The organism is Flavivirga abyssicola, from assembly GCF_030540775.2.
GTDB classification, from domain to species: domain Bacteria; phylum Bacteroidota; class Bacteroidia; order Flavobacteriales; family Flavobacteriaceae; genus Flavivirga; species Flavivirga abyssicola.
Genome location: NZ_CP141266.1, coordinates 2230449 through 2252428, shown reverse-complemented (window position 1 = coordinate 2252428; position 21980 = coordinate 2230449). Strand labels below are relative to the sequence as shown.

The following is a 21980-nucleotide window of genomic DNA, read 5'->3' as shown; positions in this document are numbered from 1 at the left end:
TGGTATGAGGTATGCCTTAGCACCTGTAAAAATACCAGTAATTGTAAAAAAAATATTCCCAAATTATATTTGGGACATACCATCAATAGATAATGTTATTTATCTAACATTTGATGACGGCCCTACTCCTGAAATCACAAATTGGGTACTGGAAACTTTAAAGACATACAACGCCAAAGCAACTTTTTTTTGTATTGGTAACAATATTGAAAAACACCCTAATATTTTTCAAAATATTATAGCAGAGGGGCATACTATTGGAAATCATACGTACAACCATATTAAAGGATGGAAAACTAAAACGAAAGATTATCTTGAAAACACGATTGAAGCCGAGGAAATAATAAATTCTCAAATTCAAAATTCAAAAACCGTTAATCAAAAATCATTAATCTCAACTCTTTTCAGGCCTCCTCATGGACAAATAACACTCGAACAAGGAAAAAGACTCATGGCCTTGGGGTATAAAATAATTATGTGGGATGTATTATCTTTCGACTGGGATAAAAGTATTAGTAAAGAAACTTGCTTAAACAACGTTACCAATAAGGCAACTCCTGGTAGTATTATTGTTTTCCACGATAGTGTAAAGGCTTCAAAAAACATGCAATACGCTTTACCAAAGGTATTAGAGTTTTTTAGCAAAAAAGGCTATACATTTAAAGCTATTTAATACTAAGCGAACTGCTGAATAATACTTATAAGCGTATTAGCATCCTGTTCTCCACTTTGGCGCCATTTCATCTCACCATCTTTATAAATAATAAGTGTTGGCAAGGTTTTCACTCTTAAAGCTTCAGCAAGTTCTTCATTCTTTTCAACATCAATTTTTATAACTTTAGCTTTGTCACCTAGTGCAGCAGCAACATCTCTTAAAACAAGATGCATTGCAGTTGATTGCTCATTCCATTCCGTGTAAAAGTCTAACAGAACAGGAATTTCCACATCTATAAGTTCCCCAAATTTTGACATATTTTATTGTTTTTTAGCCAAATTGTGCATATACAAATATAGCATTTCTTAGCAATTATGCACTATTTGAGCCTGTTTTAAGTTCTATAACTGTAATTTCTGGCCATATTCCAACGCGTCCTGGAAATGCTAAATATCCAAAGCCTCTATTTACATTAATATATTGTCCTAATTCCTCATAGATTCCTGCCCAATATTTATAACGCCATTTCACAGGGCTCCATTTAAACCAACCAGGTATTTCAATTCCAAACTGCATACCATGAGTGTGTCCACTTAATGTTAGATGATAATGATAATCATCCTTAATCACCTTTTTTTCCCAATGGGACGGATCGTGACTCATTAATATTTTAAAATCATCTTTGTTAATACTACTTGAAGCCTGTTTTAAATCACCTGCTGTTTTAAATCCCCCTGCTCCCCAATTTTCTACACCAACCAAAGCAATGCGCTCACCGTTTTTTTCCAAGTATCTACTTTCATTCAATAGCATATCAAACCCAATTTCTTTCTGGAGATTTTTTAAATCTTCTAAATTTTGCTTTTTTGCGTCTTCAGATTCCCATTGAACATAATCACCATAATCATGATTTCCCAGAACAGAAAACAACCCATCTTTAGCCTTTAGTTTACCAAAAACATTTTTATAAGGCACTAGCTCTTCTGCTTTGTTGTTCACCATATCTCCTGTAAACAATATAATATCGCTTTGTTGGTCGTTTATTAAGTCAACTGCATAATTAACCTTATCCATATTATCGAAACTCCCAGAATGAATATCACTAATTTGAGTTAATTTATAACCATCAAAAGCTTTCGGTAAATCTTCAAAGTGAAGTGTGTATTTTAATACTTTATAATTGTATTTTCCTTTATAAATACCATAAATAATCGAAGCCAATGGTATAGCCGCAATACCTAGTGCTATCTTGCTTACAAACTGACGTCTGGATGCAAAATAATTTCCTTTAGCTGTATCGCCTTCCGTAAAATACCTAAAAACGGCCTGCGGTACTCTAATAATATCTTCTCCAACCATAAAGACTAATAAAACCATTTTGGGTATTAGCAAGGCTATAAAGAATCCAAAAGCATAAGCATGCCCATGAGAGAACCCATCACTTCTGTTAAAACTGTAATAATGAAACACAAAATTACCTATTACTAAAACTGTAATAAACCAATATAATATTTGAAGCCAATTATTTTTTGAAATTGTTTTAAAGGCTTGAAAAGCATAAATATCTGCAATTCCAAAAATAACAAGGAAAATAATCCAGCGAAGCATATCTCTTTTTTACCAAATATAATAGTATTTCAAGTTAATGATTGCAAAGTGAATTTTATTTAACTAATTGTTAAGATTATATTTTGAATCTTAATTTTCCGCCTAAATCAAAACCAAATCAAAATAAAAACCTCAGAAGCTTTATCTAATCTCCTGAGGTTTACAACTAAACTAGATACTTAATTCACTGTATAAACTAATTAACTATTCTTTATTTCCCTCAATTTTTAAATATCTTAATTGTTTTAACTTGTTTTTCTTCATTTTTAAGTGTTACAAAATACAATCCGCTAGAGAGCAATTGCGTATCTAATTTATGAATGCCTTGATTATTCTCAACCTTTAATACGACTTCTCCCAGAATATTAGTAATTAATAACTCTTTAATATTCGTTTTAGATTTAATAAATAATTCATCACTAACAGGGTTAGGGTATACAGATGTTGTTTCCATATCAGGTTCTTCTATACTTAAACTACCTCCAACATTAAAAGAATGTGTTATTGTAACCCCTTCAAAAGTAGCTTCACCTCTCCAGACACCTTCATCAACTACTGGTGCAGACCATCTCCACCAATAAGTCGTACCGTTGTTAGGGATAGTATGATTCCAATCATAAACCAAGGCATTACTGGGGTTATATACTTTAATGTTTAAAGAAGAACCGATATACTGGTCTTTTAAAAAAGCTATAAAATAAACTGTATCTCCAGAATCAAATTGATTACTTTCATTGGTGACCTCTGTACTTGGACACGATCCAAAATCAGGATCACCAGTATTAGTAGTAAAGGCATTAATTGTAGGGTTTGTGTAGGATTTTTGAGATGCCCACCATGTAGTCGCATTCCAATTATTGCTAGGTCCAGCATAAGGATCTATTAATTTATCATAGCTATAGCTATCATCTTCATAAACCTCAAAATGCAAATGAGGCCCAGTTGAATTTCCCGAACTACCTACAACACCTAGATATTCGCCTTGAGCAACCATGTCTCCAACATTTTTTGTTGTTAATGATCCACTTTTCAGGTGTCCATACCAAGCCACACTACCATCATTGTGTTTTACATAAACAGCATTCCAAGGATTATTATTAAATGAGCAACTTCTATCAAACTGTCCATCTCTTTTAAAAATAATTTGACCACTGGATGCGGCAATAACTTCAGCTGCATTGTCATCTAGCATTTTCCATGTATAAGGCCAGGTAAAAATATCTGTCCCCTGATGATTATATCCGCTATTTGTATCATAAGAGTTATTACCCCCATTATAATCTGTAATTTGATCAGGGAAAGCCGTATTATGATCTACATAATTTGAAATAGCCCAAACCTCGTTATAGGTAACACCGCTTGCTTTTTTTACTGGCCAAATAAATAACGGATTAGGAATACTCTTATTCGCTTTAACTAGTTTGTTTTGTGATTTTAATACTGCTTGACTATCTTTTAAGTTGTTAATAATAGCTGTTCTTTGTGTTTGTGTTAAACAAGGCACTTTATCTGTGTTAAATTTATATTCCCCTCCATCAAAACCATACTCTTTTTCTTGTGAAAAAGAAATGGTAGAAAAAATTAACAGTAAAAAAAATGGGGCTCTGATTATGATTTTCATGAAATGAGTATTTTGAGTTTAATATAGATAGTCAAGCAATATAGTATAATTTATTATGGTGTTGAACGCATATAACTGAAACCACCTGCACCTCTATTAGACCATGACAACCATACCAAATCAATAAAGATATCCTCTCCGTAGATTTCTAAAACTGACTCTTGGTTAAAAGGAAGGTTTACTCCAGGTCCACATACATAACCATTAAAAAATGGTGTAAATGTTAACGATTCAAGATCGCTTGTATTTCCTCTTGCCCATCTTGTTAATAGGGGTCTACTTCCATCTACTGAATTGTCATTACAACGAATTCTGGAGGTAAGATCGCCTTGGGCAATGTTAAAAATACTCCAACGGTTTTGTCTTGTTATCCATACATCATCAGTGATTCTGTCTTGATTCTCTGGTAAGTTCCAATTTGAACCATCTAGCTTGGTAAAAGTTACCATGGGTCCAGACCAAATAATAGTAATATCATTTAAGGTGACTTCTATATTTTTAGTAATAGACGTGTTCCCCACATTAATATTAACGCTTGCTGTTAGCACTGGATTAGCTTCTCTATCGAAAGCGAAACGATCAAGAACACTAAGTTCTCCTGTGGTTTCATCAACAGCCATAGAGCCTGGTACACTCTCTGATTCTATTGAAAACGTCGTTCCGGTAATAAAGTTTGAAGCTAAACTTGCCAGCACTTGATTTTCATCCGGGTTTTCATCTATAGTAATTTGAATGGTATCTTTTAAACCTACAAAAACAGTAGTATTGGTCACTTTTGAGTCACCATCAAGACCAATAGAAAAATCTGTATCATCTACCTGAGTAAGCGACACTTTAAACGAATACTCTTGGTCACTATCTGGTATAGCAAGTTCAATAAAACCTATATCTTTTCCTTGCTCAATTATTACATGACCATTTGAAATATCATTAAAACCAGTTGGCAATGTTCCATTTACAGCTTCAATCGTATAAGAAACAGCTACTCCATTAGGGTTTGTTGACGTATTTAAATTTACAGGAAGTGTTAGTGAACCAACTTCTTCACTGATAGCCAATAAATTCTCAGCATCAATTTCAACATATCCAGATTTTGGATTGTTCCCATTAAACTGATCTGCATTGTTTGAACAGCCAAAAAGTATAAAGAGAGAAACAACTGTTATACACAAGAATAATTCTTTATATGTCTTCATCATTATAATTTTGTTAGAGTGAAACTTTGGTTTGTAAAGGGCGCTCCGCAACAAGCTGTACAGGATCCATTAATATCATCAATAACATTGATGGTTATCTGCGAATCATCATTAGTCGTGTAATTAGTAACCCTATCAGGATCGTCTACAATAGTAATATTGGCCACTGGTGAACAACGTACTGTTGTATTAACGGGTAGCGCTAAAGTGGCACGCCCACAGGCTAGAGAAATTACAAAGTCATAAGGTCCATTAAACCCTTCGCATGACCCTGGTGAATATTTAGCTTGAAATACGCGTTGTGTTGGCGAATCTCCAATAGATACTTCTACCTCTACACCATTACCTATAAAAGAAGGCCTTCCACCACTGCACCAAATATTTGCACCCGGACTTGTAAGTACATAAGTTCCAACAAGGTAATCTTCTGGTATTGGGCATATTTGAATAAGGTTTGCTGTATGTATATCTTCAACAATACTTACATTATCAAAATTAGCTCCAGTAATTCGCAATTGTAGCCTTAGCCTATCGCCAGATTCTATACCTTCATCTATACCCGTTAATACCAAACTTGTATGCAATGTATTGGCTGGTATGATGACTGTTTCATTAAAACTATATTGTTCTGGTTGAGCGGCATCTTCAGTACCATCTGGCAATGCGACAACACCAATATTAATAGAGCGTTCTGTTTCTGAATATGTGCTTACCGATATTGGTATTTCTATACTTACCTCGCTATCAATAACAACTTCTACATTAGAACTTACCGACTCAAACTTTATTAAAGTTGTTCCATTTTCCGCATCATATCTTGCAACATCTTGTTCTCCACAATTTGTTGTGAAAATGGCTATTATGATTATATAAATGTATTTTTTCATTGTTCTTAAAATTAATTTTAGTTGTACCCAGGGTTTTGTTGACTCCTTATCTCTGGATTACCTGCCAGCTCCCGTTGTGGGATTGGAAATGTGAATTTGAAAAACTCATCAACTCCTAATTCACAGGCATTAAAACTTTCACAATCTATAGCATCTCTATCTATACTTGTTCCTGTGATGTTCGAAAGGCGTTTTAAATCTATATATCTATGCCCTTCAAAGGCTAATTCTATACGTCTTTCATCTAAAACAGCTATTAATGCTTCTGTTTGCGATGCATAGCTATCTAAACTTGTAGGAGCGCTAAACCTGGCATCTCTTAATTCTTTTAGCGTTGTAGCCGCTCCATCCAAATCGTTTAGCATTGCTTGAGCTTCTGCCTTTATTAGATACATTTCTGCTACTCTAAAATACTTGTAGTCATTGAGTAGGGGTTGACCATCATGCCCTTGGTATTTTCCTATTAATAGAATATCATTTTTTCCCTTGTTTGATTCATAACCAGGATCTATCTGTGAACTACTTTGTACAATAACATCATACCTAATATCATCTGGATTCAGGTTATTGAATAACGACCTGCTAATCTCCATAAATGGCCCTCCAGTAATTCCCGCAAATCTAAAATAGTATAAAGATGGTATCCCATCTGTATTGTTACTTTGGTTACGCTCTCCTTTAAATATTAAACCATCAGTACTTATATCTCTAAAAAGACTTTGATACTGTGTTCTGGTTGCCAGAGGAATATCATCTATCAATTCTTGAGCTAGTGTAAGAGCTGCATCATTATCACCTCTATACAATGCTATTCTAGCTTCTAAAGCCTTAATAAAATTGGATGTGATAAATTCAACGTTGCTTCTATTATTGTCCAGTAAACTTTTTGCAAGGGATAAATCACTTTCTATAAATTGGAAGAGTTCCCCATTGCTAACTCTTGGAAGGTACGTGTCAAATGCAGGTACTATGTCTAACTTAATGACTCCTAAGGCACTATCATCCTTCAGATCTGTTGAAAAGTAAGTGAGTAGCTCAAAATGTTCTGCAGCACGAATGGCATATAGCTGCCCTAAAATATCATTGTAGGTATCTTGCTCATCAGTATTAACCGATATAGTATTTGCTGCTCTTAAAATTCTATTAACAGAATTTATTGTAGCATAATTACCTAACCACATATTTTCTGGAATGCCACTTACGGTATTTAACTGAAATCTTAATAAATCTAGATTTTGCCCACTATTTTCTACACCTAAAGCTGTTTCATCAGTAAAAAAACTACTTATTTCTATGGCGTTATCAGTATTTAAACCAAAATAAACGGCATTTAGCCCTATTTGTAAATCGTTTACGTTGGCGAAAGCAACCTCTTCACTTAATTCTCCTGGTTGTACGATATCTATAGCGTCTTCACAAGATAGGTTCACTATGAAAATCACTACTAATAAGATATTATATATTTTTTTCATGTGTATTTTTTTAAAATTTAACATCTATTCCTGCGGTAAATATTCTTGGATTAGGATAATCACTAAAGTCAAAATTCCTTCCAACATTAGCTTCTACATCTAGCCCTTGCCATTTGGTCCATGTAAGTAAGTTTTCTCCCTGTACATAGACTCTACAACTTTTAATGGGTAAGTGTGATAGTATAGCTTCAGAGAAATTATACCCTACAGAAAGATAGCGCAACCTTAAATATGATGCGTCATGTAAAAACTTATCCGAACTTGTGTCTGCTTGATTACTAAACAATCCCTCTTGGTCTGTTATTGGATTCTCTGGTGTCCAAGCACGATTATAACTAGATGAGACATTAAAATTAATAGACTCTCTTGGGTTAGTAGAGAAAAAAGCCTGTTGTTGATTAAATCGTTTTACATCTGCTATAAATGAGAAATTAGACTCTAAGAAAAACCCTTTATAATCTATTGAAGTGCCAAAACCACCTTGATATGTTGGAAATGGAGACCCTGAAATAACTCTATCTTCTGTATTAAATACTTCAGTAACACCGCCTTCTTTTGTTCTGTAAAGCGCATTACCATTAGCAGGATTAACCCCTAAATAAGGAACCAGGTAGTAAGAACCTATAGCATGCCCAACTGCATTTATTGTTCTTTCATTATCCTCATCTCCAGCTGGCAGGTCTAATAATTCGTTTTTGTTATAAGATACATTTCCAAAGATATTTACTTTTAAGTCTTCATTAGAAATTACATCATATTGTATAGACAACTCAACCCCTCTATTTTGTACACTACCCCCATTGGCAACTACATTATATTGCCCATTGATGGCTGATATAAGACGTGGCGAAAATAGATCAACAGCTTTTTTGTTATAAAAATCTACAGTCCCTCTTACACGATTATCGAAAAGCCCATAATCTAATCCAATATTGGTTTGTGTCGTGGTTTCCCAAATTAAATCTTCAAACCCTAATCCATCAACAAAATATCCCGTAGTATTGTTGTAGCCTGTATCAGACCTGTATATGGTTCTAGATGCACTGGCTGCATTAAAAAAATCGCCCCCAGATATTCTTTCACTACCTATTTCTCCATAAGATGCCCTTAATTTTAAATTATTTATAAAAGATATATTCTCTATGAAGTCCTCTTGGTCTAAATTCCATCTACCAGCTAAGGAATAAAATGTACCCCACCTATTTGTAGAAGCAAATCTAAAGGAAGCATCTCTTCTTAATGTTCCTGTAAAACCAAACTTGTTATTGTAATCGTAATCTACAATTGTGAAGTATGAGAACAGCCCTCCTTCGTTTAAATCAGACTCTACTCTTGGTATATATATAAATTCTCCGTTTTCCTCTGTACCTCCGTCTATAAAACTGTCACCATCTCCTGGAGAAAAGGTTTTAGAATCTAAACCTAGTTGAATAAGCCCAAAAGACTTCCTGTAAAGTTTATATTTTTCTGCAAAAATAGATGCATCAATAGTATGTTGGCCAAATGTCTTCACGTACTTAATAGACCCATTAATATTTAACGCAAAATCTCTTCTATAGCGTTCTATTTGACGTCCTTGATTTTCGCCATTACGAGGAAAAAACAATCTATTGGTTGACTCTGGGTGAATTACTCTTAATTCTTCCTCTTGCTGATAATCTATTCCTATTTGTCCATTTATACTTAAACCATCTACAATCTCATAACTTGCATTGGCACTTATAACACTTTTTATTTGTTTGACAGTATTAGGATTGTATCTAAAATTATTTAAGATAATATAAGGCGACGCCCATAATGGCTGAAATCGGTCGAAAGAATCGTCGTTTACAGTGCCATCTAAACGATACGGGTTTAAAAACGGCTGCCCCCACAAAGCCCCTACAATAGGATTAAAGAATACGAATCCGCTTCCTAAATTTGTTGTAATCTTACTATTTGAGTATCCTATCGTACTATTTAGTCCGTATTTAAATTTATTACTTTTCCCTCTAATATTACTTCTTAAAGTATAGCGTTCTAAACCTGTTTCTCTTACAATCCCTTCTTGATCCGTATAGCTAAATGATGTATATGTAGATAGGTTTTCTGATCCATAACTAAGACCAATTTGATGGTTTTGCGATATCCCTTTCTGAAAAATAAAATCTGTCCAATCTGTATTATTTTGATTTGCCAATACATTGATTTCTGCATCCGTTAAGCTTCCACCTCTACCAACTCCTAACTCTTTTTGCAAGTTTAAAAGGTCTCTAGAATTCATTAAATCGAACGTATTATCCTGTTGGTAAGTTCTACCATAAGACTGTGAATAGCTAATCTCCAACTTAGATTTGTACGACCCTGTTTTGGTTGTAATTATTACTACACCATGTGCACCCCTATTTCCATAAGTAGCAGTGGCGGCAGCATCTTTTAACACAGATACATTTGCAATATCGTTTGGATTGATTCCTCTAAAATCATCTCCATCTACTGGAGTTCCATCTATAACAAATAAAGGTTCTGTTTCTCCGTTTAAAGAGCCAATTCCTCTAATATTTACAGAACTATTAGCCCCTGGTTGCCCGCTTCCCGATCCAATCACTAGCCCAGGCACTCTAGCTTGCAAGGTATTCACCAAAGACGTATTGGGCTTATTTTCTACAGCTTCTGCAGATATTTTAGAAATTGCTGCTGAATTTTTTTGATTTGTTGTTGTTCTGTAGGCCTGAACGACAACCTCTTGTAATGACTCTGAGTTCTGTATAAGAACTACGTCTATAGTCTTCTGTTTTTCAACAGTAATTTCTTGTGTTAGATACCCTACATAAGAAAAGACTAACACACTATTTTCATCTTGCACATTCAATTGATAATTACCATCAAAATCTGTAGAAGTACCATTAAAAGTCCCTTTAATTATAACATTTACGCCTGCTATAGGGATTTCATTTTCATCTTTAACGACTCCACCAACTTTTAACTGTTGTTTATTGGAAGTATCATTTTTTTGATTTGCTTTATTGAGTAAATTATTTGGAGGAATTAATCTTCTTAAAATAATTTGCCTGTCTAGTACTTTATACTCGATCTTTGCATCAGAAAATAAAATGCGTAGAATTTTTTCGATGTGCTCTTTAGTAACATGAACCGACACTTTTCGCTGGGTATCTACCTCTCTTATCTTATATATAAATCTAAACTCTGATTTAGATTCTATTTCATTTATTACATCAGTAATAGATACGTTATCCATATCTAAACTAATCTTTGCTTTTTGTGAATAACTCTTCGCCTGAACATTAAATAAAGCTACTAATAAAAAGAGAGTTGTTAATTTCATTTTTAGGTCAAATTTGAAAAATAAGGTTTGCTTACTTACTTTTTCAAGAAGTTTTTTCATAATTTTGAATGTTTTTAAACTATTTAACAATAGGTAGTTAAATCACAATTAATGGATTGGGAGGTGTTCGTAGCACCTTCCAATTTTTTTTAATAATTGTAATGATTTTAATTTTGTAATTTTTTTATTATTTCACAGGCAGTTAGTTTTTTAAATGGTTATTTAATTATTATTTGGTTGTTCTGTATTATGTAAGCTATTTTATGAATTTCGCTAAAATAGTTTAGCACATTTTCTATGGATTCATCTTTAAAACTGGCATAAAACAATTCATTAGCTAAATCATCATTAGTATTAATAATGGTAACATTATAATGTCTTTCTAGTTTAGGGATAATTTTCTCAAATGGCAGGTTTCTATAAAGTAGCTCACCTTTCATCCATGCAGTATATATACCGGTATTTACTTTTTGAGTAGCTATTTGTTTACTATTTTTATTATAAGCACCTTTATAACCAGATAATATACTTATGTCATTAATTGGATTATATGTAGCATTTTTACCTGAATACAACCCGACTTCTCCTTCTACCAATGCTACATCTATAGTATCGTCTTCTGGGTATGCTGTGACGTTAAATTCGGTACCTACAACATGTACATTAAGATTATTTGCATTTACGATAAAAGGATGTTTTTTATCCTCGGCAACATCAAAATAAGCCTCTCCATTTAAAAAGACATGCCTATTGCCTTCTTTTAAAAACTTTATAGGGTATTTTAATGAAGTACCCGCATTTAAATTCACTTTAGTACCATCGGATAAAACTAATTCAAACGTCTTACCATTTGGGACTATAAGCGTATTATAAACCAAAGATTCTTCAATATTAGAATCGCCATAAACAAGTTTATTTCCTTGTTGAACTCCTAAAAGATTACCTTGCTTATCTATAATCTCTGATGAAGCATCTTGGTTAAGAATTTCTATGCTACCATCATCTAATTGAAGAGTGATTTTTTCATCATTAATTTGCAATGTATTTTCATCTCCATTTAGCCATGTTTGTTGATAAAAATATGTTAATGACATCATCCCAATAAATACCGCAGCATATTTAAGGAATTTTATGTAACGTGGTTTAGAGGCTTCAATAATTTGTGATTCAATTTTTCTATAAACCCTATCGCCATCTATTTTGTTATAACTGGAAATTTTATTTTGAATATAATCGCTATCGATTATTTTTTCATAAAGTTTTCTGTTTTTTGCATGAGATAGCCAATCATCCAAAACAACTTCTTCTTCCTTGATTATTGTTTTAGAAATTGATTTATATATTAATTTCGAAATTCTATATTCCATAAAATTGCTTTTGTATTATTTTCAACATATAAAGCTTTTTTAAAAGAATTATGATGTTGTTTTATTAGTATGACTGATAAAAACTTAAAATGGGTGGAAAAAAATTGAAGAAATTATAATAACTCTAAAAATACTTGGAGAAATAGATGGCCTTTTAATTGAATTTTTAAAAGCTCGATAGCTCTGGCTCTTTGCGATTTAACTGTATTTACACTAATTTGAAGTTCTTCCGCTATTTCTTTATACTTTAACTTCTCTATGCAGGACAAACTAAAGACTTTTCTACATTTTGGCGGTAATGATTCTAATGCCTTAATTAAAATAGCATGTACTTCTTCTTCAATAATATAATCGTTAGTAAGTGTAAACGAATCATGGCTCTTTACATCTAAGCGTACGTTATGGTCTGTTTTTTTTAGGTAATCATAAGATGTATTTCGTACCATTTTATATAAATACGATTTAATATTTTCTATTTTATGAACCTTATGACGTTTTTGCCACAACTTTAAAAAAGTATCTCCTACGACTTCTTCGGCAATAAAATGGTCTTTCACATACTTTAATGAGAACATATAAAGCCTAGGATAAAAAGTGTCAAACAAAAACCTGTATGCCTCTTTATCACCCTGTTTTAATCGTAAAAGTACATTATTTAATTCTTGCAAAAAACATATAGTTAATAAACAAATATATGAATTTAGGATTATCTGCTAGTCATTTATATTATGCTTAGAAATTTACTTACATTATTTAATAGACCGTATAAATCAACAATAAATTTTATACATATAATCAATCTTCGTAGCTTTGGTATTTAAATAAAACAAACAACATGTCTGATCAAAAACGTCTTTTCTTAGTAGATGCCTATGCTTTAATTTTTCGTGGTTATTATGCCTTTATTAAAAACCCTAGAATTAACTCAAAAGGTACAGATACTTCAGCTATTTTAGGTTTTATGAATTCGCTTTTAGATGTTATTAAGCGAGAACGACCCGACCATCTTGCTGTTTGTTTTGATAAAGGAGGAAGTGTAGATAGAGTTGAGATGTATCAAGAATATAAGGCGAATAGAGATGAAACACCTGAGGCCATTAAAGTGGCTATTCCTTATATTTATAACATCCTTAAGGCTATGCACATTCCTATTATGGTTAAGGAAGGTTATGAAGCCGATGATGTTATTGGAACACTTTCCAAGCAAGCCGAAAAAGAAGGTTATAAAACGTTTATGGTAACTCCGGACAAAGATTTTGCACAATTGGTATCTGAAAATATTTTCATGTACCGCCCTGTTTTTGGTGGAGGTTATGAAACCTGGGGTATTCCGGAAGTACAGAAAAAATTCGAGGTTACCGATCCTTTACAAGTCATTGACTTTTTGGGAATGATGGGGGATTCCAGTGACAACATTCCTGGGCTTCCTGGTGTTGGTGAAAAAACAGCCAAAAAGTTTTTAGCACAATATGGCAGTATGGAAAACCTTTTAGCCAACACCCATGAGTTGAAAGGTAAGATGAAAGAAAAAATTGAAGCCAATGGAGAGTTAGGGCGTTTATCCAAAAAATTAGCAACAATCATGTTAGATGTACCTGTAACTTTTGATGCTAAAGATTTTGAATTAGACCACCCTAACATCCCAAAAGTCACCGAGATTTTCCAAGAATTAGAGTTTAGACGCTTAATTGACAATTTCAACAAAACATTTGCTACAGGCAGCGACACTTCACAAACTAATACTACGGCAAAACAAACAGAAACAAAAGCGACACCCAAAGAACAAGCCTCTGCAGGTTCTGGACAATTTTCTTTGTTTGGAGGAGAGGACTCTACTAATGAGACGGATACTGAAACAAGTTCAGCATTTCAAAGAAAAACAGCAGAAACAACATCTCATTTTTATCAAAGTGTAGACTCAGGAATTGCTACGAAACTCTTCATTAAAAATTTAATGAATCAAACGTCCGTATGTTTCGATACAGAAACTACAGGTTTAAATCCTATTACAGCAGAATTGGTCGGTATTGCCTTTTCTTGGGAAGTAGGTAAAGGGTTTTATTTACCATTCCCTGAAGATAAAACAGAAGCACAAGACCTTATAGAACAGTTACGTCCGTTTTTTGAAAATGAAGGTATTCAGAAAATTGGTCAGAATTTAAAATATGATATTAAAGTTCTGGCTAAATATAATGTTGAAGTTAAAGGTAAATTGTTTGACACCATGTTAGCACATTACCTCATTAATCCAGATATGCGACATAATATGGATGTGTTAGCAGAAACGTATTTAAATTACACGCCTATTTCTATAGAAACTCTTATCGGGAAAAAAGGAAAAAATCAATTATTAATGCGAGATGTTCCTCTAGAAAAACAAACTGAATATGCGGTTGAAGATTCAGATATAACACTTCAATTAAAAGAACATTTTGAAAAAGAATTAGGTGAGGCGAATACTCAAAAACTTTTCGATGACATTGAAGTACCATTACTTCGCGTATTGGCAGCAATGGAATTAGAAGGTATCAATCTGGATAAAAAATTCCTTGAGACACTCTCGGAAGAATTAAACAACGATATTGCTTCATTAGAAACAAAAATTTACGAGGCTGCAGGTGAGGAATTTAACATCGCATCGCCAAAGCAACTAGGGATCATACTTTTTGAAAAATTGAAACTTGTAGATAAACCTAAGAAAACTAAAACAGGCCAATATGCAACTTCTGAAGATATTTTATCTTATTTAGCAAAAGAGCATGATATCATTCAAAATATTTTAGACTATAGAGGCTTAGCGAAATTAAAAAGTACTTATGTCGATGCTTTGCCAAGTCAAGTTGAAGAATCAACCGGCCGTGTGCACACCGACTATATGCAGACAGTTGCGGCAACCGGAAGGTTAAGTAGTAATAATCCGAATCTTCAAAATATCCCTATTCGTACAGAACGTGGTAGACAGGTAAGAAAGGCTTTTATTCCAAGAAACGAAGAATATACACTTTTGGCTGCGGATTATTCTCAAATAGAACTCCGCATTATTGCTGCTTTAAGTGAAGAAGAAACTATGATTTCTGCATTTAAAAATGGAGAAGATATTCACGCATCTACAGCTTCAAAAGTATTTAATGTTCCTTTAGACAAAGTAACTCGCGAACAACGTAGTAATGCTAAGACGGTTAATTTTGGAATTATTTATGGCGTTTCTGCCTTTGGATTAAGCAATCAAACAGATTTATCTAGAAGTGAATCCAAAGAACTTATAGATACATATTACGCAACGTATCCAAAACTTAGAAACTTTATTAGCGAACAAGTCGATTTTGCCAGGGACAATGGTTATGTACAAACCGTATTAGGACGTCGTCGTTACTTAAAAGATATTAATTCAAGAAATGCTGTTGTTAGAGGTGCTGCTGAAAGAAATGCTGTAAACGCTCCTATACAAGGAAGTGCTGCCGATATTATTAAAATTGCCATGATTAATATTTATGACAAACTCTCTAAAGGAAACTATAAATCTAAAATGCTTTTACAGGTGCATGATGAATTGGTTTTTGATGTATATAAACCCGAATTAGAAACCATCAAGTCTCTTGTTAAAACAGAAATGGAAAACGCTTATACTTTAGCTGTTCCTTTAGATGTTGATTTAGATACTGGCGATAACTGGCTGGAGGCGCATTAAATTATTTATTTTCAATTATCATTACATTGAAATAAATATTTTTTCTTCCATTATTTCCAAAACCAACTGTAGAATTATATTGTTTTAAATCTAATGAAAAACACTCTATAATACCAGTTCCTAAGTTTAATTTAAGGATTGTCCCCTTGAGGGGACTTTAGGGGTGTCAGAGCACAAAATGTAACCCATGAGAAACAAAATAATTCCATACAACCCTGAATTAAAACAACTCGCAAGACAGCTTCGAAAAAACAGTACTTTACCCGAAGTTTTGTTATGGCAGAATATTAAGCAACGTGCTTACGGTGTTCAATTTCACAGACAAGTTCCTATGCTTAATTATATTGTTGACTTTTATTGTCATGAAATTGGTTTAGCTATTGAAATTGATGGTAGTAGTCATTACCATAGCTTTTTATACAATTCTAAAAGGCAGGGAGAATTAGAAGTTTATGGTGTTAGGTTTTTGAGATTTTCAAATGAAGAAGTCAAGAAAAATATGTTCAGTGTTTTATTGGTTATTGAAGAGACTGTAAAAGAATTGATGGAATAATTATGAAAACACCCCTAAAGTCCCCTCAAGGGGACAATTATAACGGCATATCTGTTGCTTGTAGCCCAAATATTATCTACTTAATAGATCTAATAACTTTAGTTTGTATTATAGGTTTCATGATTTAGATTGTCCCCTTGAGAGGACTACAGGGGTGTTACTACCTCCGCTTCTTCTTACTCTTAAACTTCGCCTTATTCTTTCGCTGATTAAAAGGAACAGCATCATTAAAAGTATGCTTAGGTTTACCTGGCTTATTTTTTCGCCATTTATCATTTTCTGGTAGTAGTACTTTTAATAAATCTTGGCGCCCCAATTTATTTAAAGTCTTTTTAATCCAGTCTTTATTTTCTCTTTTATACCAGAAGAAAAATCGATGTTGTTCGTCTTTTTCTTTTCTTGTTTTTGGTGTATTTACTTTTTTAAGCGTGTAAGGATGATATCCGCTATAGTATATTACTGTAGCTACCGTCATAGGTGTTGGCGTAAAGCCTTGTACTTGCTCAAGTTGAAACCCCATATCCTTAGTTTCAGCAGCAAGATTTGCCATATCTTCGGCTTCACAGGCTGGATGATTCGATATAAAATAAGGAATTAACTGGAGCTTTAAATTCTTCTTAATATTAATCTTATCAAAACGCTCTTTAAACTTATGAAAATAAGTGAACGATGGTTTCCTCATTAATTTTAGAACAGGGTCACTAGTATGTTCTGGTGCTACTTTGAGCCTACCTGACACATGTTTTGTCATCACCTCTTCAGTATAATCATCTAATTCTTTTGCATCCGCATTTTTATTAAACTCTGGCACAAGCATATCATGACGAATACCGCTACCTATAAAAGATTTTTTTACTTTTGGATGCTTATCAACTGCTTGATATAATTTGGTTAATGGTTTATGAGAAGTATCTAAATTACTGCAAATAACTGGCGAAATACAGGAAGGTGCTACACACTTATCACAAATAGACTGTACTTTACCTTTCATTTTATACATATTCGCACTTGGTCCTCCAATATCTGATAAGTAGCCTTTAAAGTCTGGCATATTTGCCACAGTATCGACTTCGCGCAATACAGACTCTTGGCTACGAGACGCAATAAATTTTCCTTGGTGCGCAGAGATCGTACAAAAACTACATCCGCCAAAACAACCGCGATGTATGTTTATAGAAAACTTAATCATTTCAAACGCGGGGATAGGGCCTCGTTTGTTATATTTAGGATGTGGCAGACGCGTATATGGTAAATCGAAAGAAGCATCGATCTCCTTTTCCGTCATGGTAGGGTACGGTGGATTAATCATTAATGTCTTCTCTCCAACTCTCTGAAAAATACGCCGCGCAAATAGCTTATTAGATTCCTGTTCAATAACCTTAAAATTAGATGCAAAAGCCTTTTTATCCTTTAAACAGGTTTCATGTGATACAATTTCAACATCTTCCCAATTACTATTCTTAGGTATTTTAGCATCTTTATTTAAAAGTACTGCGGTTTGTTTTATTGTGGTAATACTGCTAAAAGGCACCCCTTTTTGTAATAAACGTACAACTTCTCGTAAAGGTTGTTCTCCCATTCCATAAACCAGCATATCCGCTTTTGAGCTTTCTAAAATAGTAGGCACTAATTTATCACTCCAATAGTCATAATGTGTTACCCGACGCAACGACGCTTCAATACCTCCTATTAAAACTGGAACATCCGGCCATTTTTCTTTTAAAATTTTAGAGTATACTGTTGTGGCATAATCTGGTCGAAAACCAATATCCCCATTGGGTGTATAAGCATCTTTGTCGCGACGTTTTTTATTAGCATTATAGTTGCTAATCATAGGATCCATACAACCACCTGTAACCCCAAAAAACAATTTTGGAGCACCCAATTTTACAAAATCTTGGAGATTATCATTAACATTAGGTTGAGGCACCACGGCGACACGCAAACCATAACTTTCTAAAATACGACCAATGACCGCAGGACCAAACGATGGGTGATCTACATGAGCATCACCACTAAATAAAATGACGTCTAACTCATCCCAACCACGTATTTTAACCTCTTTATTTGTGGTAGGCAACCAATCTGAAAGTTTTAACTCTTGCATAACGCCGCAAAAATAGGCAAAAATTGACTCTTAAATAGAATCGTTAAAAGAATCCTGAATATAAACAACTATTAATGTTAAAGTTAGTAAGGCAACGCTTCTTTTAACGACACCTTATGTACCGTTAAGAGATTTGCCATGAAATTCAGAGGATTTTTTTTCATTATGTGTGTTTTAACATACACGCAAATGAATGCTCAAACATGTTGTTCTGGAGGTATCCCCTTATCAAATAATATTGGTTTGCCTATATCTGAAAAAGGCACGCTTCAACTAGGTCTCAATTATGATTATAATAACCTGAACACTTTAAACTCAGGAACTGAAACATTAAATGATAATACAAGATTACGCATAACACATTCTATTTTATTTAATACCAGTTATGCTATTACCAATAGGTTTTCTGTAGAAGGGCTATTTACTTGGGTAAATCAACGTCGTATAATTACAAGTACATTTGATGGCAGTAAAAATTTAGAAGCTTCGTCTGGTGTTGGCGATGCCATCATTTTATTAAAGTATAATTTCCCTGATTTAATATCAAAAAACAGCGATTTAATTTTTGGATTAGGTTCAAAAATCCCCATAGGGTCATCCTCAGAAGTTGATAGCCGCGGCATATTATTAATTAATGATTTACAACCGGGTAGCAATGCCTGGGATATTATCTACTGGCTCTCTGCTTCAAAACGTTTTGATTTCAGACCATCTTTAAGCGTATCGACAAGATTTGTTTACAGAAGTACAGGAATAGACAATGATTATCTGGGAAATTCAACATACAAATACGGTAATGAATTTCAAGGGTTTTTAAGTTTTTCAGATCAATTTACTTTTCTTAAAACCCTTGCAAGTCCTAGCATATCTTTTAAGTATAGAAACACTGTGAAAGATGAAACTGGCGGGGGAAAACTGGATAATACTGGAGGTAATTGGGTGTTTATAATCCCTAACTTTTCCATAAACATAACACCATCCATAAGCTTTTCAACAAAAGCAGAGCTCCCTATTTATAGTAATGTTGATGGTACTCAATTAACACCAACCTATAGAATTACCACTGGGGTTTTAATAAAAATAAACCCGAAAAAAATGTTTTACAATTAAACTAAATGCTATGAAAAAAAATGTTTTTTATCTATTTGCATGTTGCTCGTTACTTATTTCTTGTAGCAGTAGTGACATTAACAACGATACAACACCTGGTGGAGCCAATAACAATTCTGGTCAATGGTTGATACCAATTTCGGATGTGAAAGATGGAGGACCTGGTAAAGATGGAATTCCTTCAATTGATAATCCTAATTTTACTACTGCCGATAACGCTAATTTTCTAAATGATAATGATCTCGTTGTTGGCGTTGTAAAAGGTAATCAGGCCAAAGCCTATCCTCACATTATTTTAGATTGGCATGAAGTTGTAAATGATGAGATAGACAATGCGTTTATCACTTTAAATTATTGTCCACTAACCGGAACAGCTTTTGCTTGGGAAAGTATGAGTAACGGAACAAAGAGTACCTTTGGAGTATCTGGTTTACTATACAATGCTAATCTAATATTATATGATAGAAATACAGATAGCAACTGGTCTCAATTAAGACTTGAATGTGTAAATGGCCCACTAATTAACAACAAACCTGAATTAATTGATGTAGTAGAAACAAATTGGAAAACATGGAAAACACTTTATCCGAATACAGAAGTTCTAACACCACAAACAGGTTTTTCAAGAACTTATGGCATCTCGCCTTATGGAGATTACGCGACTAACCATAATCGATTTATTTTTACTCCAGAAATTACAAATTCAGCTTTACCGAATAAAAGACGCGTTTACGCAATCATTGCCCAGGACAAATCTAAAGTTTATCAATTTTCAGACTTCAATAATGGAAATATAATTCGAGATACCTTCAAAGCTGAAGACTATTTAATTGTTGGCAACGAAGATGTAATCTATGGATATAAGCTAACCGATGAGCATAAAGATCTAGTGTTTGAATACGACTTTAACGGTTCTGAAGCCTTTTTTAAAGATAATGAAGGAAACAAATGGTCTATTTTCGGAAAAGCTATTGAGGGTCCCAGAGAAGGGGAAACACTTTTAAGCGTGAAATCTGTAGTGAGCTATTGGTTTGCTATAGCAGCATTTTATCCAGATCCAGAAATTTATTCTGAGATATAAAATAGTTAATCTTGAAAGAAAGAACTATCTAAAAAGTTGTAGTTATACGTCATTGCGAGGCACGAAGCAATCTGTTTAATTTTAGAGCCTTGGTTTTCATTTAATCTGGTGAACTACAGTCCTACTTCCCTCATAAGAACTAAGCATTTCACTTTCTATGCTTATTTTTTCAATTCTATTTCTAATTAAAATTAAGAATCAAATTAATTTTAAAAATCATAACTATTTTTACAGAAAACAATTAAATATTAGATATAATTAATTACTTTTATGTAAATTTAATCGTACGAAACAGTTTAACATGTAAAATTTTAAAGATGAAACAATATTTCAAATACACACTTATTTTTTTTGCAAGTTTTTTATTGAATTCACAAGAAGCAACTTCTTATAAATATGGAACAGGTGAAACAAGTCGATGGATTATGCAAGGAGGGAGTATTTTTGACGATCAAGAACCAGCTATTATTTTTTTAAATGGTATGACAAATGATTCTTTTGCTGGTGATGTTAATATCTCTTCAGGTGATAAAGGACCAGGAATTGCAAGAAGAGGAGGTAATGTGAATATTACTAGTTCAGGTATTTTTGACGTTAGTGTTTTAGGTTTAAATGGACCCGATAAAATTTTTTCGTTTCATGGTCATAGATCGGATGGAGCAGGAACAGTAAAGTTTGGTATCGGGACTAATTCTCCTTCAATGACATTAGAGTTATCAAGCTTAGCTGATTATGATGGTATTAAAATAGAAGATCTATTTAAAATTAGAAGATCGCAACTCACAGATAACAACTTTGTATTGGAGCATACTGCTCCTAATGGAAACTTATTTATAAGATCTAGAAACTCATCTAGTAATACAATCACAGGTGATTTGATATTAAATGATTATGGTGGCAATGTAGGTATTGGAACAACTGACACTAAAGGATTTAGATTAGGCGTTAAAGGGGATATAGCAGCAGAAGAAGTGAAAGTAGCTTTACATTCTAATTGGTCAGATTTTGTTTTTGATGATGATTACAAATTACCAACACTTACAGAGGTTGAAAACCATATCTCAAAAAAAGGACATTTAAAAGATATTCCTAGTGCTGAAGAAGTAAATAAATATGGGATTTTCTTAGGAGAAATGGATGCGAAGTTATTACAGAAAATAGAAGAATTAACATTATACACTATTCAACAAGAGAAAGAGATTGAAAAACTTAAATCTGAAGTGCTATCTTTTAAGAAGTTGGAAAAAGAAATAGAAATCATTAAAAATAGACTGGAAACATTGAAAAAATAAGTGTACCGAAAAAATATT

Annotated in this window: 16 protein-coding genes; 6 read left to right on the top strand and 10 right to left on the bottom strand. The window is 33.3% G+C overall.

Annotation, left to right across the window (positions count from 1 at the left end):
* Positions 1 to 4: 4 nt before the first annotated feature.
* Positions 5 to 673 (top strand): polysaccharide deacetylase family protein, encoded by a 669-nt coding sequence (locus Q4Q34_RS09545; RefSeq protein WP_303318683.1) that lies wholly within the window; start codon positions 5 to 7, stop codon positions 671 to 673.
* Between the two features lie 2 nt (positions 674 to 675).
* On the opposite strand, the gene Q4Q34_RS09540 is transcribed toward Q4Q34_RS09545, so the two are convergent.
* The 9 genes from Q4Q34_RS09540 to Q4Q34_RS09500 all read right to left on the bottom strand — a co-directional run bounded on the left by Q4Q34_RS09540 (position 676) and on the right by Q4Q34_RS09500 (position 12799).
* Positions 676 to 972, bottom strand: a complete 297-nt coding sequence (locus Q4Q34_RS09540; RefSeq protein ID WP_303318684.1) for a thioredoxin family protein — start codon at positions 970 to 972, stop codon at positions 676 to 678.
* 55 nt (positions 973 to 1027) lie between these two features.
* Positions 1028 to 2263 (bottom strand): metallophosphoesterase, encoded by a 1236-nt coding sequence (locus Q4Q34_RS09535; RefSeq protein ID WP_303318685.1) that lies wholly within the window; start codon positions 2261 to 2263, stop codon positions 1028 to 1030.
* 220 nt (positions 2264 to 2483) lie between these two features.
* Positions 2484 to 3884, bottom strand: coding sequence for a peptidoglycan DD-metalloendopeptidase family protein (locus Q4Q34_RS09530; RefSeq protein WP_303318686.1), 1401 nt, complete (start codon positions 3882 to 3884; stop codon positions 2484 to 2486).
* 53 nt (positions 3885 to 3937) lie between these two features.
* Positions 3938 to 5083: a hypothetical protein gene (locus Q4Q34_RS09525; RefSeq protein WP_303318687.1), complete on the bottom strand. Its 1146-nt coding sequence runs from the start codon at positions 5081 to 5083 to the stop codon at positions 3938 to 3940.
* On the bottom strand, positions 5083 to 5967 hold the full coding sequence (locus Q4Q34_RS09520; RefSeq protein WP_303318688.1) for a hypothetical protein: 885 nt from the start codon (positions 5965 to 5967) through the stop codon (positions 5083 to 5085). The genes Q4Q34_RS09525 and Q4Q34_RS09520 overlap by 1 nt, the downstream gene beginning before the upstream one ends.
* A 17-nt stretch (positions 5968 to 5984) precedes the next feature.
* The gene (locus Q4Q34_RS09515) at positions 5985 to 7439 is read right to left on the bottom strand and encodes a RagB/SusD family nutrient uptake outer membrane protein (protein WP_303318689.1); all 1455 of its coding nucleotides are present in this window, start codon (positions 7437 to 7439) and stop codon (positions 5985 to 5987) included.
* A gap of 10 nt (positions 7440 to 7449) precedes the next feature.
* Positions 7450 to 10824, bottom strand: coding sequence for a SusC/RagA family TonB-linked outer membrane protein (locus Q4Q34_RS09510; protein ID WP_303318690.1), 3375 nt, complete (start codon positions 10822 to 10824; stop codon positions 7450 to 7452).
* A gap of 158 nt (positions 10825 to 10982) precedes the next feature.
* Positions 10983 to 12131, bottom strand: coding sequence for a FecR family protein (locus Q4Q34_RS09505; protein WP_303318691.1), 1149 nt, complete (start codon positions 12129 to 12131; stop codon positions 10983 to 10985).
* A gap of 113 nt (positions 12132 to 12244) precedes the next feature.
* Positions 12245 to 12799: an RNA polymerase sigma factor gene (locus Q4Q34_RS09500; protein WP_303318692.1), complete on the bottom strand. Its 555-nt coding sequence runs from the start codon at positions 12797 to 12799 to the stop codon at positions 12245 to 12247.
* 167 nt (positions 12800 to 12966) lie between these two features.
* Here Q4Q34_RS09500 and polA point away from each other — a divergent pair, with 167 nt between their 5' ends.
* Both polA and Q4Q34_RS09490 read left to right on the top strand, forming a co-directional pair.
* Complete coding sequence (polA, locus tag Q4Q34_RS09495; protein ID WP_303318693.1) at positions 12967 to 15819, top strand: DNA polymerase I; 2853 nt, start codon at positions 12967 to 12969, stop codon at positions 15817 to 15819.
* Between the two features lie 187 nt (positions 15820 to 16006).
* Positions 16007 to 16372, top strand: a complete 366-nt coding sequence (locus Q4Q34_RS09490) for an endonuclease domain-containing protein (RefSeq protein ID WP_303318694.1) — start codon at positions 16007 to 16009, stop codon at positions 16370 to 16372.
* A 160-nt stretch (positions 16373 to 16532) separates the two neighbouring features.
* Here Q4Q34_RS09490 and Q4Q34_RS09485 read toward each other — a convergent pair whose 3' ends face one another.
* Complete coding sequence (locus Q4Q34_RS09485; RefSeq protein WP_303318695.1) at positions 16533 to 18479, bottom strand: YgiQ family radical SAM protein; 1947 nt, start codon at positions 18477 to 18479, stop codon at positions 16533 to 16535.
* Between the two features lie 189 nt (positions 18480 to 18668).
* Between Q4Q34_RS09485 and Q4Q34_RS09480 the strand changes: the two genes are divergently transcribed.
* The 3 genes from Q4Q34_RS09480 (at position 18669) to Q4Q34_RS09470 (ending at position 21962) form a co-directional block, all read left to right on the top strand.
* Positions 18669 to 19589: a hypothetical protein gene (locus Q4Q34_RS09480; protein WP_303318696.1), complete on the top strand. Its 921-nt coding sequence runs from the start codon at positions 18669 to 18671 to the stop codon at positions 19587 to 19589.
* A 10-nt stretch (positions 19590 to 19599) separates the two neighbouring features.
* On the top strand, positions 19600 to 20670 hold the full coding sequence (locus Q4Q34_RS09475; RefSeq protein ID WP_303318697.1) for a DUF3179 domain-containing protein: 1071 nt from the start codon (positions 19600 to 19602) through the stop codon (positions 20668 to 20670).
* Positions 20671 to 20987: 317 nt separating this feature from the next.
* Positions 20988 to 21962 carry a DUF4200 domain-containing protein gene (locus Q4Q34_RS09470; RefSeq protein ID WP_303318698.1) on the top strand — a complete coding sequence of 325 codons (975 nt, stop codon included), beginning with the start codon at positions 20988 to 20990 and terminating at the stop codon, positions 21960 to 21962.
* Positions 21963 to 21980: the final 18 nt, after the last annotated feature.